Genomic DNA, 17,092 nt, shown 5'->3' on the forward strand with positions numbered 1-17,092 from the left:
GTCATGGTCCTTGCTGGAGGGAGTGAGGTGGTGCGGAGGTGCGGTTCAGGTGGTTCGACGGCGCACTCAGGAATGGAGGGGGTTGGCGATGGTGACGTAGACGGACTGTGTGTCGACCGGGCCGACGAGCTCGTCCAGGCCGTGCAGCCGGGTCAGGAGGTTGGCCTTGCAGCGCAGGGTGGGTGAGTCGAGCAGGTGGGCCGGGAGCGAGGTGCGCAGTCGGGCGGGCCCGGAGGCCACGTCGCCGAGGAAGCGGCGGAAGGCGGCGAGCAGCAGCCGTTCGTCGGCGAGGCCCTGGGAGCCGAAGGCTCCGATGAGGCCGAACACGTTGTTGATGGCGAGGTAGTAGGCGAAGCGCTCGTCGGTCACCTCGTCGGAGACGAACGTGTCGCTGTGCCGGCCGATGCCGGGGAGCCGGGCGTCGAGTTCCGCGCGACGGGACTCGCGGAAGTAGTAGCCCTGGTTGTCGCGGTAGCGGCCGCCGCTGGGCCAACCATCCGAGTCCAGCAGGAGCAGGGTGTTCTGCTGGTGCGCCTCCAAGGCGATGCCCGCGTTCGCGTCCAGCCAGAGCACGGGGCGGACGACGTGTTCGAGGTAGCGCAGGAACCACTCGGTGGACACGGCGCCACGGGGGCGGCCGGTTCGGGCGGCGAGGCGGGTGACGACCTCGGCGAGGCGGGACCGCCAGGCGGGCCGGTGGCCGTCGCGCGGAGCGCCCGGCTCGGCGTAAGGGCGGGGCGAGACGAGTCCGGCGATGCAGGAGACATCGGCGGCGGGGTGGAAGGGGTTGTGCCTGATCATCACGTCGAGACCCGGCACGGGATCACCCTGCGGTCCGTCGACGGCGACCCAGGCGGGGTCACGGACGATGTCGAAACCCGGGTGCGTGGTCTGCCACTGCCCGGCCAGGCCGGCCCGCAGCAAGCGGTGGACCTCGACACCGCGGTGCAGTTCTTTACGGAGGTTCTCGCGACGGGAGTTGGTGATGCACAGGCCCAGCGAGAGCTTGAGCATGGCGGGGGCCCCGGACCGGTGGACGGTCCGTACGGAGGAGGTGGGGTGCCACGGGACTCCATGAGGACCGAGGTCCCGGAGCAGGCCGGCGTCGAACAGGGCCGCGACCTCGGGGCGGTGGCTGGCCTCGCGCAGTTGCCAGGGGTGTAGGGGCAGGGCCGCGTAGGTGTCGGGCAGGGGCAGGCCAGGGCCGGCGAGTCTGGCGGTGAGCTGGGGTGCGGCGACAGGGCGTCCGCGTTCGGTCCAGGCCGAGTCGGTGGCGAGCAGGGAGGGAGCTACGGCGATCCAGTGGAGGGGAAAGGAGCCGCGCAGTTCGGGTGAGTACAGCCGGGCTTCGGAGTCGGAGAGGCCTTCGCGGCCCTTCGGGGTGGGGTGCAGCGGGTGCCCCAGGACGAGGGCCTGCTCGGCGCTGAGGAAGAGGTCCGGGCCGTCGGCGGGCCGGTCCCGGCGGTCGCTGATGAACAGGGCGGTACGCCGGACCGAGTCGGCGACGCGAGCGGCGAGGTCGGTGCTGTGGGTGGCATCGGCGCTGGCGCTGACGCCGGGAATCGCCGGGGTGTCACCTGGTGCCGAAGCGGGCGGTGCTGAAGCGGCCGGCGGTGCCGGAGCGGCGCGCGGTGCCGGAGCCTCGTCGGCCCGTGGGGGGCTTGCTGGGCCAACTCCCCCGTCGGCCGATGGAGCGGCCCCTGGGCCGGCGCCCTCCGGAGCTTCCCGGGCGAGCAGTGCCGCGACCGTGACCGCGTCGGCAGTCGGGGCCTGGTCGGGTGCGCCCGCCATGCGTGGGAGGCCGAAGCGGTGCCAACCCGTAGGGGACCAGAAGTGGACCCGTGCGAGGAGGGCTGTGCCGCTGGCGGGCAGCGGGATGCGCAGGAACCCGTCGGTGGGGGCGGGGAGGCCCACCTCCCTCACCCAGCAGCGGAGCAGGTTCTCCACGGCGGCGGCCTGGGCCGCGGTGTACGGGTCGGGGTGCTCCAGAAGGTCGGCGGCTGGGCGGCGTGAGGGTGCGGCGTCGGGTCCACCACGCTGCGCCGGAGTGCGCTCCGGCGAGGGTGCGGCAGTCCTTCCTCGCAGCGAGTCGGCGGTCCCCGGTTCGCTCAGCTCGGGGCTGGCTCCCTGTTGCCGGGGGACGGTCGCGGCCGTCGGCGTGGGCGGCTCGGCGTCGGTGAGGCCTGCCGCGTCCCTCGGGGTGTGCTCGTCGGATGAGCGCGTGGTGTTCAACTTCTGCTCTGTTCCTGGGGAGGTGGTTCTGGTGGAGGGGAAGCCGTCAGTGCGGTGGCCGGCTTTCGGCGTGGTCGCGGGCGACCGTGTGCAGGGCGTCGGTGAGGCGGTCCAGTACCGCGGCCGCCTGCTCATCGCTGATCGTGAGCGGTGGAAGGAGCCGTACGACGCTGTTGTGGCGTCCGCCGAGTTCGACGATCAGACCTCGCCTCAGGCACTCCCGCTGGACGGCGGCGGCGAGTCCCGGAGCCGGTGGACGAGGGGCACGAGCGGCGTCCGGCCGCAGCGGATCCTGACTCGGCTCAAGGGGCTGCTTCGGCGTCAGCCCTTCCGGCGATTGCTCTGTCGCCCCCTCCGCCCACCCCTGTGTCAGCCCCTCCGTCGCCCCCTCCGCCCAGCCGTGTGTCGGCCCCTCCGTCGGGTCCACCACTTCCACGCCGATCATCAAGCCCCTCCCCCGGACGTCGCCGACGCAGGCGAATTCGGTGACCTGTCCGCGGAGTTCGGCGAGCATGCGGGAGCCGAGGTGATGGGCGCGCTCGGAGAGGCCGTTCTCACGGACGTGAGCGAGGGTGGCGGTGCCCGCGGCCATGGCAAGTTGGTTGCCGCGGAAGGTGTCGGCGTGGGTGCCGGGCGCCCAGACGTCGAGATCTTCGTGGTAGACCACGACGGCCAGGGGGAGGCTGCCGCCGATGGCCTTGGAGAGGACCATCACGTCGGGTGTGACGCCACCGTGTTCCACGGCCCAGAAGGCGCCGGTGCGTCCGACTCCCGTCTGGATCTCGTCGGCGATCAGCGGGATGGACCGGTCGGCGGTGAGTTGCCGCATGCGGCGCAGCCAGGTGTCGGGGGCGGGGATCACTCCGCCTTCGCCCTGCACGGGTTCGAGGATCATCCCGGCGGGGTGCGGTACGCCCCACTTGGGGTCGTCGAGGAGGGACTCGGTCCAGCGGGCGGCGAGTTCGGCACCGCGTTCGCCGCCGACGCCGAAGGGGCAGCGGTAGTCCTGCGGATAGGGCAGGCGGGCGACGCGTACGTCGAGGGCGTTGCCGGACGCTTCGAGGGCACCGGCGGTCATGCCGTGGTAGGCGCCGGTGAAGGCGAGCATTCCGGTGCGGCCGGTGGCGGTGCGGACCAGCTCGAAGGCGGTCTCGACGGCGTCGGTTCCGGCGGGGCCGCAGAACTGCACGCGGGCGTGCTCGGCGAGCCCCGGAGGCAATGTGCGGAACAGTTCGGTGGTGAAGGCGTCCTTGACGGGGGTCGCCAGGTCAAGAGCGTGCAGGGGGACACCGGAGTCCAGGACCTTGCGAATGGCCTCCAGGACGACCGGGTGGTTGTGGCCCAGGGCCAGGGTCCCGGCCCCGGAGAGGCAGTCCAGGTACCGGCGTCCGTCCGCGCCCTCGATCGTCATCCCGCGCGCCCGTACCGGCACGATGGGCAGCGCCCGCGCGTAGGTGCGTGCCGCCGACTCGCGCGCCGCCTGCCTCCGCAGGATCCCTTCCTGCCAGGAGGAGCGCTCCTCCGGGGCCCCGCGCCCCACGAACCTCCGCCCACCCAACGCGCGCACTCGGGGCTCACGCTCGCCACGCCCACCCACGTCAGGTGCACCCGACTCACGCACGCCCTGCTCAAGCCCACCCGAGCCACGCACTCCCGGCTCACACACGCCCCGCTCACGCCCACCCAAGCCACGCACTCCCAGCTCACCCTCACCCGACGCACAGCCCGGCCCAACCGCTCCCGGCCCACATGCCTCGGCCTCGCTCACCCCCATCACAGGCACCCGAGTCACAGGCACCCGAGTCACAGACCCCCGCCACAACCCCCCACCACCAGGCCCGGTCACAGCCACCGTTCGCCGTCCTCCCGCCGTTCAGGGGCGAGCAGGTCACCTCGGTCCTCGCCCGTCCCGACATACGCACCCCCGCGAGGCTTCACTCGAAGCTCCGGGGAATTGGGCACAGAGGGCCGCGTACAGGCAGCAGAACCCCCACCGCTACCAACCCCGCACCGCTCACCCGGTTACGGGTTGCCTCAAGATCCTTGCCGTGACGGAACCGTTGCCGTTCCGTGGGAAGTCCCCCACAGCGAGCGCATAGTGTGTGTTGCCGTTCCCGGTCGCCGCGTCGAGCGGCGCGGGAGCGCGGCAGTGCTGCCAAGTTCGTTCGTCCCAGGGGGAGTCAGACCATGCGATCCATACGGCCGTCGTTCACCGTTCGCCGAGGAAGGGGCGCGCGGCGCAGGACGTCCCCCCTGCCCGCTGCCGTCGCCCTCGCCGCGGCCCTCGCGCTCACCGCCACCGCCTGTGACTCGGGCGACGCCGAAGCCGGTGGCGAGGCCTCCGCGACCTCCGCCGCCGGTGACGACAAGATCTCGATCCCTGATGACATCAAGGACCGGCTCAAGGAGCACGGGATCGACATCGACAAGTGGAAGGACGGCGCCTGGAAGAACTGGGACAAGGACGACTGGCTGCGCGAGGCCGAGGACTTCGTCAACCCGATCATCGAGGACCTGTGGGACCCGGACCGGATGCGTGAGGCCGAGGAGCCGGACAAGGACGTCGACGCCGGTGACATCTCCGGTGACGCGGGTGTGACCGACCCGACGCCCGCTCCGGTGGAGGCGCAGGCCGTGCAGGCGGCGTACCACGACAGCGTGCCGACGGCAGGCAAGGTGTTCTTCGACTCCCCCGAGGGCACCATGGTGTGTTCGGCGACGGTCGTGGCGGACCCGGCCAACCCCGGTAAGTCCAACCTCGTGTGGACGGCGGGCCACTGTGTGCACGCCGGCAAGGACGGCGGCTGGTACCGGAACATCGCGTTCGTGCCGTCGTACAACAACGACGCCATGGAAACGGCGGAGTTGGAGAGTGCCTCCCGGGAGGAGGTCGCTCCGTACGGCGTCTGGTGGGGTGACTGGGTGCAGACCTCGGACCAGTGGATCGAGCAGGGTGGTGCCACCGGCGGTGACGGCGCCAGTTACGACTTCGCCGTCATCCATGTGACGCCGGAGGAGGGCAGCGGCGGCAAGTCGCTGGAGGAGATGGTCGGTTCGGCGCTTCCCGTGGACTTCGACGCGCCGGCCGTGCAGGAGGTGGACAGCATCACCGCGACCGGGTACCCGGCGGCGCCGCCGTTCGACGGGCAGAAGCTGTTCCAGTGCCAGGACCAGCCGGGGCGGCTGTCGCTGACCAAGGCCGATCCCACGATGTACCGCATCGGCTGCACGATGACCGGTGGTTCATCGGGCGGTGGCTGGGTCGCGACGGGCTCCGACGGCAAGCCCGCGCTCGTCTCCAACACCTCCATCGGGCCGGTGGAGTCGGGCTGGCTGGCCGGGCCGCGGCTCGGTGCGGAGGCCAAGGGCGTGTTTGACGAGGTCAGCGGGAAGTTCGCCGGTCAGTGAGCACCGGCAGCGGTGAGCCCGGGAAACTTTCACGGTCTCACCGCCGTTCGCCCTCAACTCCCCGGGCATAGTGGGGTGTCGCGTGCCAGGGGCACGTGCGAATCAGTCAGAGCAGTATTACGGGGGTCACCGCAGCATGCGTTCCACACGTACCCGCCTCGCCGCCACCGCGCTTCTCGCGGCCGTGGCGCTGACCGCCACCGCGTGCAGCGGTTCCGGCGACGACAAGGCGAGTGACAAGCCGAGCACCTCTCAGGCCGCCGCCGACCAGGGCAAGGCCGAGATCGGTCAGGGCATCGCCGACAGGCTGAAGGAACACGGCATCGACGTCGATGCCTGGGCCGACGGCGGCTGGCGGGACTGGGACAAGGACAAGTGGCTCAGTGAGGCCAAGGACTTCGTCAACCCGGTGATCGAGGGCCTGTGGAAGCCGGACCGGATGCGGTCCGCGCAGGAGGCCGACAAGACCGTCTCGACGAAGGACGCCTCCGCCGACCAGGGCATCAGCGACCCGGAGCCGGAGCCCGTGGAGGCGACGGCCGAGAAGACGCCGTACCACGAGAACGCCGCTCCGGTCGGGAAGGTCTTCTTCGACTCCCCCGACGGTCCCGCCGTCTGTTCCGGCACGGTGATCAAGGACGTCAACCACCCGGGCAAGTCCAACCTGGTGTGGACGGCCGGCCACTGTGTGCACGCGGGCGGTGCGGGCGGCTGGTACCGCAACATCGTCTTCGTCCCGGCCTACAACGACCTCGGCAAGTCCGAGGCGCAGCTGGCCGGCGCGAACGCCACCGAGATCGCCCCCTACGGCAACTGGTGGGCCGACTGGGCCGCCACGTCCGACGAGTGGATCCAGGGCGGCTCGGCCACCGGCGGTGCGGGTGCGGCGTACGACTACTCGGTGCTGCATGTGAAGCCGGAGCAGGGCTCCAAGTCGCTCGAGGAGACCGTCGGCGCGGCGCTGGACGTGGACTTCTCGGCCCCGTCCGCGACCGAGTCGGGCACGATGGGCGCCTGGGGCTACCCGGCGGCGCCGCCGTACAACGGTCAGCAGATGTTCAAGTGCCTCGACCGGCCGGGCCGGTTCTCGCTGAACCCGACGCTGCCGACGATGTACCGGATCGGCTGCACGATGACCGGGGGCTCCTCCGGTGGCGGCTGGTTCCGGGTGGTGGACGGTGAGACCAAGCTGGTGTCGAACACGTCGATCGGCCCCGAGGACAACACCTGGCTGGCCGGACCCCAGCTCGGCGAGAGCGCGGAGGCGCTGTACCAGGACATGAGCAAGACCTACGGCGGCCAGTGACGACGCCGACATGACCAAGGCCCGCCTCCTTAGGAGGCGGGCCTTCTTCGCGCTTACCGCTTACGCGGCGGGAGCAGGCACGTACGGCGCCAGCTCGGCCGCCAGTTCCTCGTGCACCCGCGCCTTGAGCAGAGTGCCCTCCGGGGTGTGCTCCGCGGAGATCACGTCGCCCTCGTCGTGTGCGCGGGCGACGAGCTTGCCGAGGGTGTACGGCACCAGGGCCTCGATCTCGACCGACGGCCGCGGCAGCTCGTTGTCGATCAGCGCGAGCAGCTCGGGGATGCCCCGGCCGGTACGGGCCGAGACCGCGATGGAACGCTTCTCGATCCGCATCAGCCGCTGAAGGGTCAGCGGGTCGGCCGCGTCGGCCTTGTTGATCACGACGATCTCGGGTACCTCGGTGGCGCCGACGTCCCTGATCACCTCGCGCACCGCGGCCAGCTGCTCCTCCGGGTTCGGGTGCGAACCGTCGACCACGTGGAGGATCAGGTCGGACTCGCCGACCTCCTCCATGGTGGAGCGGAACGCCTCGACCAGGTGGTGCGGCAGGTGTCGGACGAAGCCGACGGTGTCGGCCAGCGTGTAGAGCCGGCCGCTCGGGGTCTCGGCCCGGCGGACGGTCGGGTCGAGGGTCGCGAACAGGGCGTTCTCGACCAGGACGCCCGCGCCCGTGAGGCGGTTGAGCAGGGAGGACTTACCGGCGTTGGTGTAGCCCGCGATGGCGACGGAGGGCACCTTGTGGCGCTTGCGCTCCTGGCGCTTGATCTCGCGGCCGGTCTTCATGTCCGCGATCTCCCGGCGCATCTTCGCCATCTTCTCGCGGATCCGGCGCCGGTCCGTCTCGATCTTGGTCTCACCGGGACCACGGGTGGCGAGGCCGCCGCCCTTGCCGCCGCCCATCTGACGGGACAGCGACTGGCCCCAGCCGCGCAGCCTCGGCAGCATGTACTGCATCTGCGCGAGCGCGACCTGCGCCTTGCCCTCCCGGGACTTGGCGTGCTGGGCGAAGATGTCGAGGATCAGGGCCGTACGGTCGATGACCTTGACCTTGACGACGTCTTCGAGGGCGATGAGCTGGCCCGGGCCGAGCTCACCGTCGCAGATGACGGTGTCCGCGCCGGTCTCGACGACGATGTCGCGCAGTTCGAGAGCCTTGCCGGAGCCGATGAAGGTGGCCGCGTCCGGCTTGTCGCGGCGCTGGATCACGCCGTCGAGCACGAGCGCGCCCGCGGTCTCCGCGAGGGCGGCGAGCTCGGCGAGGGAGTTCTCCGAGTCCTGTACCGTCCCCGTGGTCCAGACACCGACGAGCACGACCCGCTCGAGCCTGAGCTGGCGGTACTCGACCTCGGTGACGTCCTCGAGCTCGGTGGACAGGCCCGCGACGCGGCGCAGAGCCGCGCGCTCGGAGCGGTCGAACTGATCGCCGTCCCGCTCTCCGTCGATCTCGTGGCTCCAGGCGACGTCCTCTTCCATCAGGGCATCGGCCCGAAGACCGTCGGGGTAGGTGTGCGCGAGGCGCTGCGAGTCCTGGGAAGGGGAAGAAGAGGAGGTCATTGGATCCTTACGTCGTTGAGGATTCGTGTACGGCAGTCATAGTGCACAACGTACGAGTGCCCCGGGAGATTCCCGTGGAACCGCCTGCGGCCCCGGCCTCGTGCCCGCGCCGACCTGAAGATGTTCGCACGGGACGAGGCGTCTCGTCATCGGCTTATCGCACAGGGGAAGCGGCGGGTGCTTTCGCGGGTGCGACCGGCTTCCAGTCCGGGTGGCCGGGCATGGGCGGGGTCGTCTCGCCGTACAGCCAGGGCTGGAGGAAGCCGCTGAGGTCACGTCCGGTCATCTCGGACGCGAGCGCGACGAAGTCGTCTGTGGTGGCGACGCCGTCCCGGTGCCGGGTGACCCAGGCGCGTTCCAGGCGCTCGAAGGCCGGGTGGCCGATCTCCTGGCGCAGGGCGTACAGGACGAGCGCCGCGCCGTCGTAGACGTTCGGGCGGAAGATGCCGATCTTCTGGCCGGGCTTGGGGACCTTGGGCGCGGCCGGGGGGCCGCCGGCGGCGCGCCAGCGGTCGGAGGCGCCGTACGCGGCCTTCATCCGCGCCGCCAGGGGGCGGCCGGCCTTCTCCTCCGCGTACAGGGCCTCGTACCAGGTGGCATGCCCTTCGTTGAGCCACAGGTCGGACCAGGTGCGGGGGCTGACGCTGTTGCCGAACCACTGGTGGGCCAGCTCATGGACCATGATCGAATCCACGTACCAGGCGGGGAAGCCGCGGTCGGTGAACAGGGCCTTCTCGAACAGGGAGAGGGTCTGTGTCTCCAGTTCGAAGCCGGTGTCCACGTCCGCGATGAGCACGCCGTACGTCTCGAAGGGGTAGCGGCCGACCTTCTCCTCCATCCAGGAGATCTGGTCGGGCGTCTTCCGCAGCCAAGGCTCCAGCTGCTCGCGGTGCTTGGTGGGGACCACGTCACGGACGGGCAGGCCGTGCGGGCCGGTGCGGCGCAGGACGGTGGAGCGGCCGATGGAGACCTGGGCGAGCTCGGTGGCCATGGGGTGCTGGGTGCGGTACGTCCAGGTCGTCGCCGCGTGTGAGCGGTCGATGTCGGTGGGCAGGCCGTTGGCGACCGCCGTGTAGCCGTTCGGGGCGGTCACCCTGATGGTGAACATGGCCTTGTCGGAGGGGTGGTCGTTGCCGGGGAACACCAGGTGGGCGGCGTCGGCCTGGTTGGCCATCGCCAGGCCGTCGGCGGTGCGCAGCCAGCCTCCGTCCCGGTTCTCGGCCGGCCTGGGGTCGCTGGTGTGCCGCACGGTGATCCGCATCCAGCTGCCGGCGGGCAGGGGTTCGTCGGGGGTGACCACGAGGTCCTCGCCCGCGGTGCTGAAGGCGGCCGGTTCGCCGTCCAGCTCCACGGACTCCACGTCGCCGTGGGTGAAGTCCAGGTTGACGCGGTCCAGGGGGGTCGTCGTCCAGGCGTCGATGGTGGTGACCGACGGGAGCGGTTTGCTGTTGCTGCCGGGATAGGTGAAGGAGAGGTCGTACGACGCCACGTCGTAGCCGGGGTTGCCGAGGTGGGGGAAGAGGCGGTCGCCGATGCCGAGGGGCTCGGCGGGGGCGGCGGCGGCAAGGATGCAGACGGTGACGGCCGAGGCGAGAAGGGCGGTGGCCTTGCGGGGGGTGTGCGGCATGGACCACGGCTACCAGCGGGGGCGTGCGGGACGGCGGCGACGCGCGATCGGCCCACCCGAACGGGTTGGGGTTCAGCGGCGCCCTAGGACATCCCCGGCTGGGTCTGCGTCCGGCTCACGTCATAGACCCCGCCCACATTCCGCATCGCCCGCATCAGCGCCGGGAGATGTCCGGCGTCCGGGAGCTGGACCGTGTAGGTGTGGCGGACCCGTTGCTGGGTGGGGGGTTCGACGGTGGCCGAGACGATCTCCGCGCCCTCCTGGGCCATCGCTTCGGTCAGGTCGGCCAGGAGATGGGGGCGGACGAACGATTCGGCTACCAGCGTCACCCGGACCTCCGTCGTGTCGCCCCAGCGCACCCCGATCTCCGCGCGGCCCGTGCTCTTCATGCGGGCCACCGCCGCGCATTCGACCCGGTGCACGGTCACCGTTCCCCCGCGGACCGCGAACCCCGTGATCCCGTCCGGCGGCACCGGAGTGCAGCAGCCGGCCAGGCGGACCGTCGCGTCCGGCTGGTCGGCCACGACGTTCGCCGCCGGCCGGGCGGTCGGCGACCCCTCCGTGGACAGGGCCTCCGTGGTGGGGCGGGGGGCCGTCGCGTCGGCGTCGGCGCGGCTGGCCTGGTCCTCGTGCGAGGGATGGGCGGCCAGCCAGCGCTGGATGGCGATGCGGGCCGCGGGGGTGTGGGCGTGCTCCAGCCACTCCCTGGAGGGCTCGGAGGCGGGGTCCTGTCCCATGAGGAGCTGGACGGTGTCGCCGTCCCTGAGCACCGTGCTCAGGGTCGCCAGCCGGCCGTTCACCCGGGCGCCGATGCAGGCGTGCGCGTCCTCGCCGTACTGCGCGTAGGCGGCGTCCACGCAGGTCGCGCCCTCGGGCAGGCCGAGCGTGCCGCCGTCGGGGCGGAACACGGTGATCTCGCGGTCCTGGGCGAGGTCCTCGCGGAGGGTGGACCAGAAGGTGTCGGGGTCGGGGGCCGCCTCCTGCCAGTCGAGGAGGCGGGAGAGCCAGCCGGGCCGGGTCGGGTCCGCGCGCTCGCCGTCGACGGGCTCGTCGGAGGAGGGCGCGTAGGGGTTGCCGAGGGCGATCACACCGGCCTCCGCCACCTTGTGCATCTGGTGGGTGCGGATGAGGACCTCGACGACCTGGCCGTCCTCGCGGGCCACCGCCGTGTGCAGGGACTGGTAGAGGTTGAACTTCGGTACGGCGATGAAGTCCTTGAACTCCGAGACCACCGGCGTCATACAGGTGTGCAGCTCGCCCAGGACGCCGTAACAGTCCGCGTCCTCGCCGACCAGCACCAGCAGCCGTCCGAAGTCGGCGCCGCGCAGCCGGCCGCGTTTGCGGGCCACCCGGTGCACGGAGACGAAGTGCCGCGGCCGGATGAGGACTTCGGCCTGGATGTCGGCGTCCCGCAGGACCGTGCGCATCTCGTCGGCGACCTCGGCGAGCGGATCGTCCGTACGGGAGGCGTTGTCGACGATCAACTCCCGGGTGTGCTCGTACTCCTCGGGATGCAGGATCGCGAAGACCAGGTCCTCCAGCTCGGTCTTGAGCGCCTGGACGCCGAGCCGTTCGGCGAGCGGGATGAGGACGTCCCGGGTCACCTTGGCGATCCGGGCCTGTTTCTCGGGGCGCATCACGCCGAGGGTGCGCATGTTGTGCAGCCGGTCGGCGAGTTTGATCGACATCACGCGGACGTCGTTGCCGGTGGCGACGAGCATCTTGCGGAAGGTCTCCGGCTCGGCGGCGGCGCCGTAGTCGACCTTCTCCAGTTTGGTCACGCCGTCGACGAGGAAGCGCACCTCCGCGCCGAACTGCTCGCCGACCTGATCGAGCGTCACCTCGGTGTCCTCGACGGTGTCGTGGAGCAGGGAGGCGGTCAACGCGGTGGTCTCGGCGCCGAGTTCGGCGAGGATCAGGGTCACGGCGAGGGGGTGCGTGATGTACGGCTCGCCGCTCTTGCGCATCTGGCCCCGGTGCGAGGACTCGGCCAGCACATAGGCGCGGCGCAGGGGTTCGAGGTCGGCGTCGGGGTGGTGGGCGCGGTGCGCCTCGGCGACATGGCCGATGGCGTCGGGCAGCCGGTCCCGGGTGGCCGGACCGAGCAGTGCGGCCCGGCCCAGGCGCCGCAGGTCGATCCGTGCCCGCCAGCGCGCGGTGGGCCCGGCGGTCACCGGGCCTGGCGTCGCGGGGTTCGTGGCCTCCGCACTCATGGGCACCTCCGGCTGCGTGGACCGGCGGACGGGGTGCCCCATGGCGGACACGGCTCACGGGACTGTGCAACGGTCCCCCGTCCGGGCCGGTGCTTGATGCTACCGAGCCCATCACGCCCGGCTGACCGCCTCTCGCCGAGCGTGAAACGGATCACCCATTCGAGCGAAGGTTCGCAGGTTTACGGTTTCGAACCCCGCGACCTGCGGCCGACCGGGGTTTCGATCCTCGACCGGGCGACCGGGGAAGGAGCGCCCGCGCCGACCGAATGCCCGGCACACCGATATCAAGTCGTTGCCCGGCTCAGCGGGCGAGCGTCTCCAGCCAGCCGACGTCGATGGTGCCCTCGGCGACGATCACCGCGGGTCCGGTCATCTCGATCTCGCCGTCGGGCCGCTCGGTGATCACCAGGGTGCCACCGGGCACATCGACGGTGTACGTCGCCGGGGTACCGGTGACCGAGGGATCGGCGCCGTCCCGGCGGGCCGCGGCCACGGCGACCGCGCACGCGCCCGTGCCGCACGAGCGGGTCTCACCGGCGCCGCGCTCGTGCACGCGCAGGGCGACGTGCCGGTGGCCGCGGTCCACGACGAACTCGACGTTCACCCCGTCCGGGTAGGCCGACGCAGGGCGGAACGGCGGCGCGGAGCGCAGGTCGCCGGCGTGCGCGAGATCCTCCACGAAGGCCACGGCGTGCGGGTTGCCCATGTTCACGTTCCACGCGGGCCAGCTGCGCTCGCCGACGCTCACCGTGACGTCGCCCTCGGGCAGGAGCGCCTTGCCCATGCCGACCGTGACGTCCCCGTCCTGGGCGAGGCGCACGCGCTTGACGCCCCCGCGCGTGGCGATCGCGAGGTCTCCCTCGGTGACGTGTCCGGCGCGCTGGAGGTAGCGGGCGAAGACGCGGACGCCGTTGCCGCACATCTCGGCGATGGAGCCGTCGCCGTTGCGGTAGTCCATGAACCACTCGGCCTCGGCCGCCATGTCCTTCGCCTCGGGGTGGGCGGCGGACCGCACGACGTGCAGCAGGCCGTCACCGCCGATGCCCGCGCGCCGGTCGCACAGGGCGGCGACGGCCGAGGGGGGCAGGTCGATGGCGTTCTCGGGGTCCGGGACGATCACGAAGTCGTTCTCGGTGCCGTGACCCTTGAGGAAGGCGATCCGCGTGCTCATGCCTCGATCGTACGGGGCGCCACCGACAGTGCCCGAAACCCGGTCAGCGCAGTCTTGCCACGCGCCACACGGCCAGTACCACGACCACGGCCACGACGAGCACGTACGCCAGCACCACCCGCCAGTCCGGGCGCCTGCCGGAGCCGCGCTGCGGCAGGCCGGGCCAGGTGTACCCCACGCGGCGGGCCGCCATCATGCCCCAGCCCGCGGCGCACGAGCAGATCAGCAGGCCCAGCATGGCGATCACCGCGCCGCTGTCGCCGAAGTCGAAGGCGAGCGGGAAGGCGAACATCAGGGAGCCGACCGCGGCCAGCGACACGATGGGGGCGAGCTGCCAGATGCGCAGTCGGCGCTGCGGGCGCAGCTCGACCTCGACCTCGGGGCCGCCGGTGAACATCTCCTCCGGCTCGGGGCCGTCGGCGGTCACGCCGCCCTCTGTGTCGTCGGGGCCGTCCGGGCTCAGACGGTCGCCGTCCTGCTCCGGTTCGCCCCGGTCACTGGTGACGGGTTCGGTGCCTTGTGCGGTGTCGCGAGGGCCGGCCTCCATCGCCACGCGCCCTCCCAACTCGGACTCCACTTGGTCGATCGAAGCTCGATGATGGCACGGCGCCGGAGGCCGCGATGACGGCCGGAGCGTCCCGATGCCAGGACGTGATCAGGCTGTAACCGGTCGTTCGACCAACGCCAGTGCGAGGTGCGGAAGTTCTGTGAGATCCGCCGCAGCCCCACTCAGCCAGTGCACCCGAGGGTCGCGCCTGAACCATGAATCCTGGCGGCGCGCGAAGCGTTTGGTGGCTCGTACGGTCTCGGCGCGGGCCTCGTCCAGGGTGCACTCACCGGCGAGCGCCGCGAGGACCTGCTGGTAGCCGAGCGCGCGCGAGGCCGTACGCCCCTCGCGCAACCCTTGCGCCTCCAGTGCGCGCACCTCCTCGACGAGTCCCGCGTCCCACATCCGGTCGACCCGGCGGGCGATGCGCTCGTCGAGTTCGGGCCGGGCGACGTCGACGCCGATCTGCACCGTGTCGTAGACCGAGTCGTGGCCCGGGAGGTTGGCGGTGAAGGGCTGGCCGGTGATCTCGATCACCTCGAGGGCACGGACGATACGGCGGCCGTTGCTGGGCAGGATGGCGTGCGCGGCGTCCGGGTCGGCGGCCGCCAGGCGGGCGTGCAGCGCGCCCGCACCGCGCAGCGTCAGCTCCTCCTCCAGGCGCGCCCGGACCTCGGGGTCGGTGCCGGGGAACTCCAGGTTGTCGACGGCGCCACGGACGTACAGGCCGGAGCCGCCGACCAGGATCGGCCAGCGCCCTTCGGCGAGCAGCGCGTCGATCCGCTCCCGGGCGAGCCGCTGGTACTCGGCGACCGAGGCGGTGACGGTGACGTCCCAGATGTCCAGCAGGTGGTGCGGGACGCCGGACCGCTCCTCGGGCGTCAGCTTGGCGGTGCCGATGTCCATCCCTCGGTACAGCTGCATGGAGTCGGCGTTGACGACCTCGCCGCCGAGCCGCTGGGCGAGGAAGACGCCCAGATCGGACTTTCCGGCCGCAGTGGGGCCGACGACGGCGATGACGCGGGGGGCGGGAGGTGTGCTGCTCACCGACCCAGTCTCGCAAACCTCACGGGGTGGCCTCGAACGAGTTACGTGACGGGGCGGATCCGGCGTCGTTGCCAGATGCGTGGTTCGCGCCGCCGGTCCCCGAGAGGCGGCGATCCGGGCGACGCAAACGGACGCACCGGACGACGCGGGATTTCGCCCGCACGAGTAACGTATGGAGTTGATATGGGCGTTTTGGCACGGCTTCTTCGGAGGTCGAAGACGTCGCAGGAGGCGTCGGCCGCCGAGGCAGGGGCCGACACCAGTGCGGCCGGGACCGAGGCGGAAGAGGCGGCTCAGCCGGAAGAGGCCACCGGGGCGAAGGAGCCGGCCGGGACCGAGGCCCGGGCTCCGCAGGAGACGACGGCGGCCGTCGGGTCCGAGTCCGCGGACGGCGTCGAGATCCCCAAGCAGCAGTCCGCCGACGAGGCGGCCGAGCGAGAGGCCGGCGAGGGCGCCCGCAGCTGACGATCCCGCGTGGGAAGGCGAACGATGGGTCTCCTGGACAATTTGAAGGCCAAGCTCGGACCTGCCAAGGGCAAGGTGACCGACCTCGCCCAGCAGCACGGCGACAAGGTCCAGCACGGCCTGGACAAGGCTGCCAAGGTCGTCGACGAGAAGACCAAGGGCAAGTACAGCGACAAGATCCAGAAGGGCTCGGGCAAGGCCAAGGGCGCCGTGGACCGACTCGCGCACAAGGACGAGGACGGCACGGGCATGGGCACGGGCACGGCCACTGGCACAGCCACTGGCTCGGGCACCGGCACAGGCACTGGCACGGGCGGCGGCGCCACATCGCCGTACTCCCCGCCGAACCCCCCGCCGCACACGCCGCCGAGCACCCCGCCCGGCACGCCGCCTCCGACCACCTGATCAAGGCGACACGGCACAACGACGGACGGCCGCGGAGCAGACCCGCTCCCGGCCGTCCGCCGTCGTGCAGGCGCTACGACCAGGTCGCGACGAGATACCCCACGCCGTACGGCGCGCTCTCGTACAGCAGCGCCCCGGACAGCCCGGCACCCTCCGCGGCGCCCGCGAGAACTTGCCAGGGCGCCCGGCCGGACGCCTTGAGCTCGGACGCCAGCTCGGCGTCCAGCCCCCTGAGCGCGCCCAGGTCCGCCGCGCCCAGCGCCCGCGCGACGGCGGCGTCGAAGGGTTCCGCGCGCTCGTCGAGGTAGCCGGGTGCCTTGAGCGTGCGACAGGCGCTGGCGTCGCCCATCACCAGCATCGCCACCCGGTCCGGGCCCGCGGCGATCTCCCTTCCCACTTCGATACACCGCTCGGCGGCCAGAGGTTCCCCCACCCCCAGTCCCTCGACCGGGGCATCGGCCCATCCGACCCGCTCCAGCAGCCACGCCGCCACCGCCAGCGACGCCGGCAGCTCACGCCCGGACCCGGCCGCCGTTCCCAGCTGTACGTCGACTTCCACGCCGAAGCCCCGGAAGGAGCCCCGCGACCCCGCCGGGAACGTCCCGCGCCCCTCCTCCACGGCGGGCCCGACGACCAGCAGCCGGTCGGGCCGCGCGGCGGCCAGCACCCCGAGCGCGTCCGCGCACGCGGCACGCGCGGCGTCCAGCTCGGGCGCCGCCCCCGAGGCGACCTCGGGCACGAGCAGGGGCGGACAGGGACAGACGGCGGCGGCGACAAGCATGATCGGCAGCGTAACCCCGCCCGACCGCGGACGTCAGCCGAGGCCCACGCCACCACGGGCGCAGTCGAGGCCCGCGCGAACCCCGGGCGTCAGCCGAGGACTGCGCCACCACGGTCATCAGTGGAGGCACGCGCTACCCCAACCGTCAGCGGAGGCCCGCCCCACCGCAGCGCAGTACAGGCCCGCGCGAATCCCGCTCATCAGTCGAGGTACGCGCTACCCCAGCCGACAACCGGGCCCACCCCACCGCAGGCGCAGCACAGGCCCGCGCGAAACCCGCTCATCAGTCCAGGCCAGCCCTACCCCAGCCGACAACCGGGCCCACCCCACCGCAGG

Annotated in this window: 13 protein-coding genes; 4 read left to right on the forward strand and 9 right to left on the reverse strand. The window is 71.8% G+C overall.

Going from position 1 to position 17,092, the window contains the following annotated elements; all coding sequences use genetic code 11:
- Positions 1 to 66 precede the first annotated feature (66 nt).
- The gene (locus ACWD11_RS19075) at positions 67 to 2,232 is read right to left on the reverse strand and encodes an IucA/IucC family protein (protein WP_451284219.1); all 2,166 of its coding nucleotides are present in this window, start codon (positions 2,230 to 2,232) and stop codon (positions 67 to 69) included.
- A 46-nt stretch (positions 2,233 to 2,278) separates the two neighbouring features.
- Positions 2,279 to 3,772: a diaminobutyrate--2-oxoglutarate transaminase family protein gene (locus tag ACWD11_RS19080; RefSeq protein WP_451284221.1), complete on the reverse strand. Its 1,494-nt coding sequence runs from the start codon at positions 3,770 to 3,772 to the stop codon at positions 2,279 to 2,281.
- 647 nt (positions 3,773 to 4,419) lie between these two features.
- Between ACWD11_RS19080 and ACWD11_RS19085 the strand changes: the two genes are divergently transcribed.
- Both ACWD11_RS19085 and ACWD11_RS19090 read left to right on the forward strand, forming a co-directional pair.
- Positions 4,420 to 5,640, forward strand: coding sequence for a trypsin-like serine peptidase (locus ACWD11_RS19085; protein ID WP_451284223.1), 1,221 nt, complete (start codon positions 4,420 to 4,422; stop codon positions 5,638 to 5,640).
- A 136-nt stretch (positions 5,641 to 5,776) separates the two neighbouring features.
- The gene (locus ACWD11_RS19090; RefSeq protein WP_451284225.1) at positions 5,777 to 6,946 is read left to right on the forward strand and encodes a trypsin-like serine peptidase; all 1,170 of its coding nucleotides are present in this window, start codon (positions 5,777 to 5,779) and stop codon (positions 6,944 to 6,946) included.
- A gap of 60 nt (positions 6,947 to 7,006) precedes the next feature.
- Here the strand turns inward: ACWD11_RS19090 and hflX are convergent, their stop codons facing one another.
- The 6 genes from hflX to miaA all read right to left on the reverse strand — a co-directional run bounded on the left by hflX (position 7,007) and on the right by miaA (position 15,105).
- On the reverse strand, positions 7,007 to 8,500 hold the full coding sequence (gene hflX, locus ACWD11_RS19095; RefSeq protein WP_389420998.1) for a GTPase HflX: 1,494 nt from the start codon (positions 8,498 to 8,500) through the stop codon (positions 7,007 to 7,009).
- Positions 8,501 to 8,654: 154 nt separating this feature from the next.
- Positions 8,655 to 10,127 (reverse strand): M1 family metallopeptidase, encoded by a 1,473-nt coding sequence (locus ACWD11_RS19100; RefSeq protein WP_451284228.1) that lies wholly within the window; start codon positions 10,125 to 10,127, stop codon positions 8,655 to 8,657.
- 83 nt (positions 10,128 to 10,210) lie between these two features.
- Complete coding sequence (locus ACWD11_RS19105) at positions 10,211 to 12,340, reverse strand: RelA/SpoT family protein (RefSeq protein WP_451284230.1); 2,130 nt, start codon at positions 12,338 to 12,340, stop codon at positions 10,211 to 10,213.
- A 301-nt stretch (positions 12,341 to 12,641) separates the two neighbouring features.
- Positions 12,642 to 13,511, reverse strand: a complete 870-nt coding sequence (gene dapF / locus ACWD11_RS19110; protein ID WP_451284232.1) for a diaminopimelate epimerase — start codon at positions 13,509 to 13,511, stop codon at positions 12,642 to 12,644.
- Between the two features lie 43 nt (positions 13,512 to 13,554).
- Positions 13,555 to 14,058 (reverse strand): hypothetical protein, encoded by a 504-nt coding sequence (locus ACWD11_RS19115; protein WP_389421012.1) that lies wholly within the window; start codon positions 14,056 to 14,058, stop codon positions 13,555 to 13,557.
- 108 nt (positions 14,059 to 14,166) lie between these two features.
- Positions 14,167 to 15,105 (reverse strand): tRNA (adenosine(37)-N6)-dimethylallyltransferase MiaA, encoded by a 939-nt coding sequence (gene miaA, locus ACWD11_RS19120; RefSeq protein WP_389420994.1) that lies wholly within the window; start codon positions 15,103 to 15,105, stop codon positions 14,167 to 14,169.
- 183 nt (positions 15,106 to 15,288) lie between these two features.
- Here miaA and ACWD11_RS19125 point away from each other — a divergent pair, with 183 nt between their 5' ends.
- A complete protein-coding gene (locus ACWD11_RS19125) occupies positions 15,289 to 15,570 on the forward strand; it encodes a hypothetical protein (protein WP_389420993.1) in 282 nt (93 codons plus the stop codon).
- Positions 15,571 to 15,594: 24 nt separating this feature from the next.
- Positions 15,595 to 15,975 (forward strand): antitoxin, encoded by a 381-nt coding sequence (locus tag ACWD11_RS19130; protein WP_451284235.1) that lies wholly within the window; start codon positions 15,595 to 15,597, stop codon positions 15,973 to 15,975.
- A 73-nt stretch (positions 15,976 to 16,048) separates the two neighbouring features.
- Here ACWD11_RS19130 and ACWD11_RS19135 read toward each other — a convergent pair whose 3' ends face one another.
- A complete protein-coding gene (locus ACWD11_RS19135; RefSeq protein WP_451284237.1) occupies positions 16,049 to 16,756 on the reverse strand; it encodes a class III extradiol dioxygenase subunit B-like domain-containing protein in 708 nt (235 codons plus the stop codon).
- Positions 16,757 to 17,092 lie beyond the last annotated feature (336 nt).

It is taken from the genome of Streptomyces sp. NPDC002776 (genome assembly GCF_053592195.1).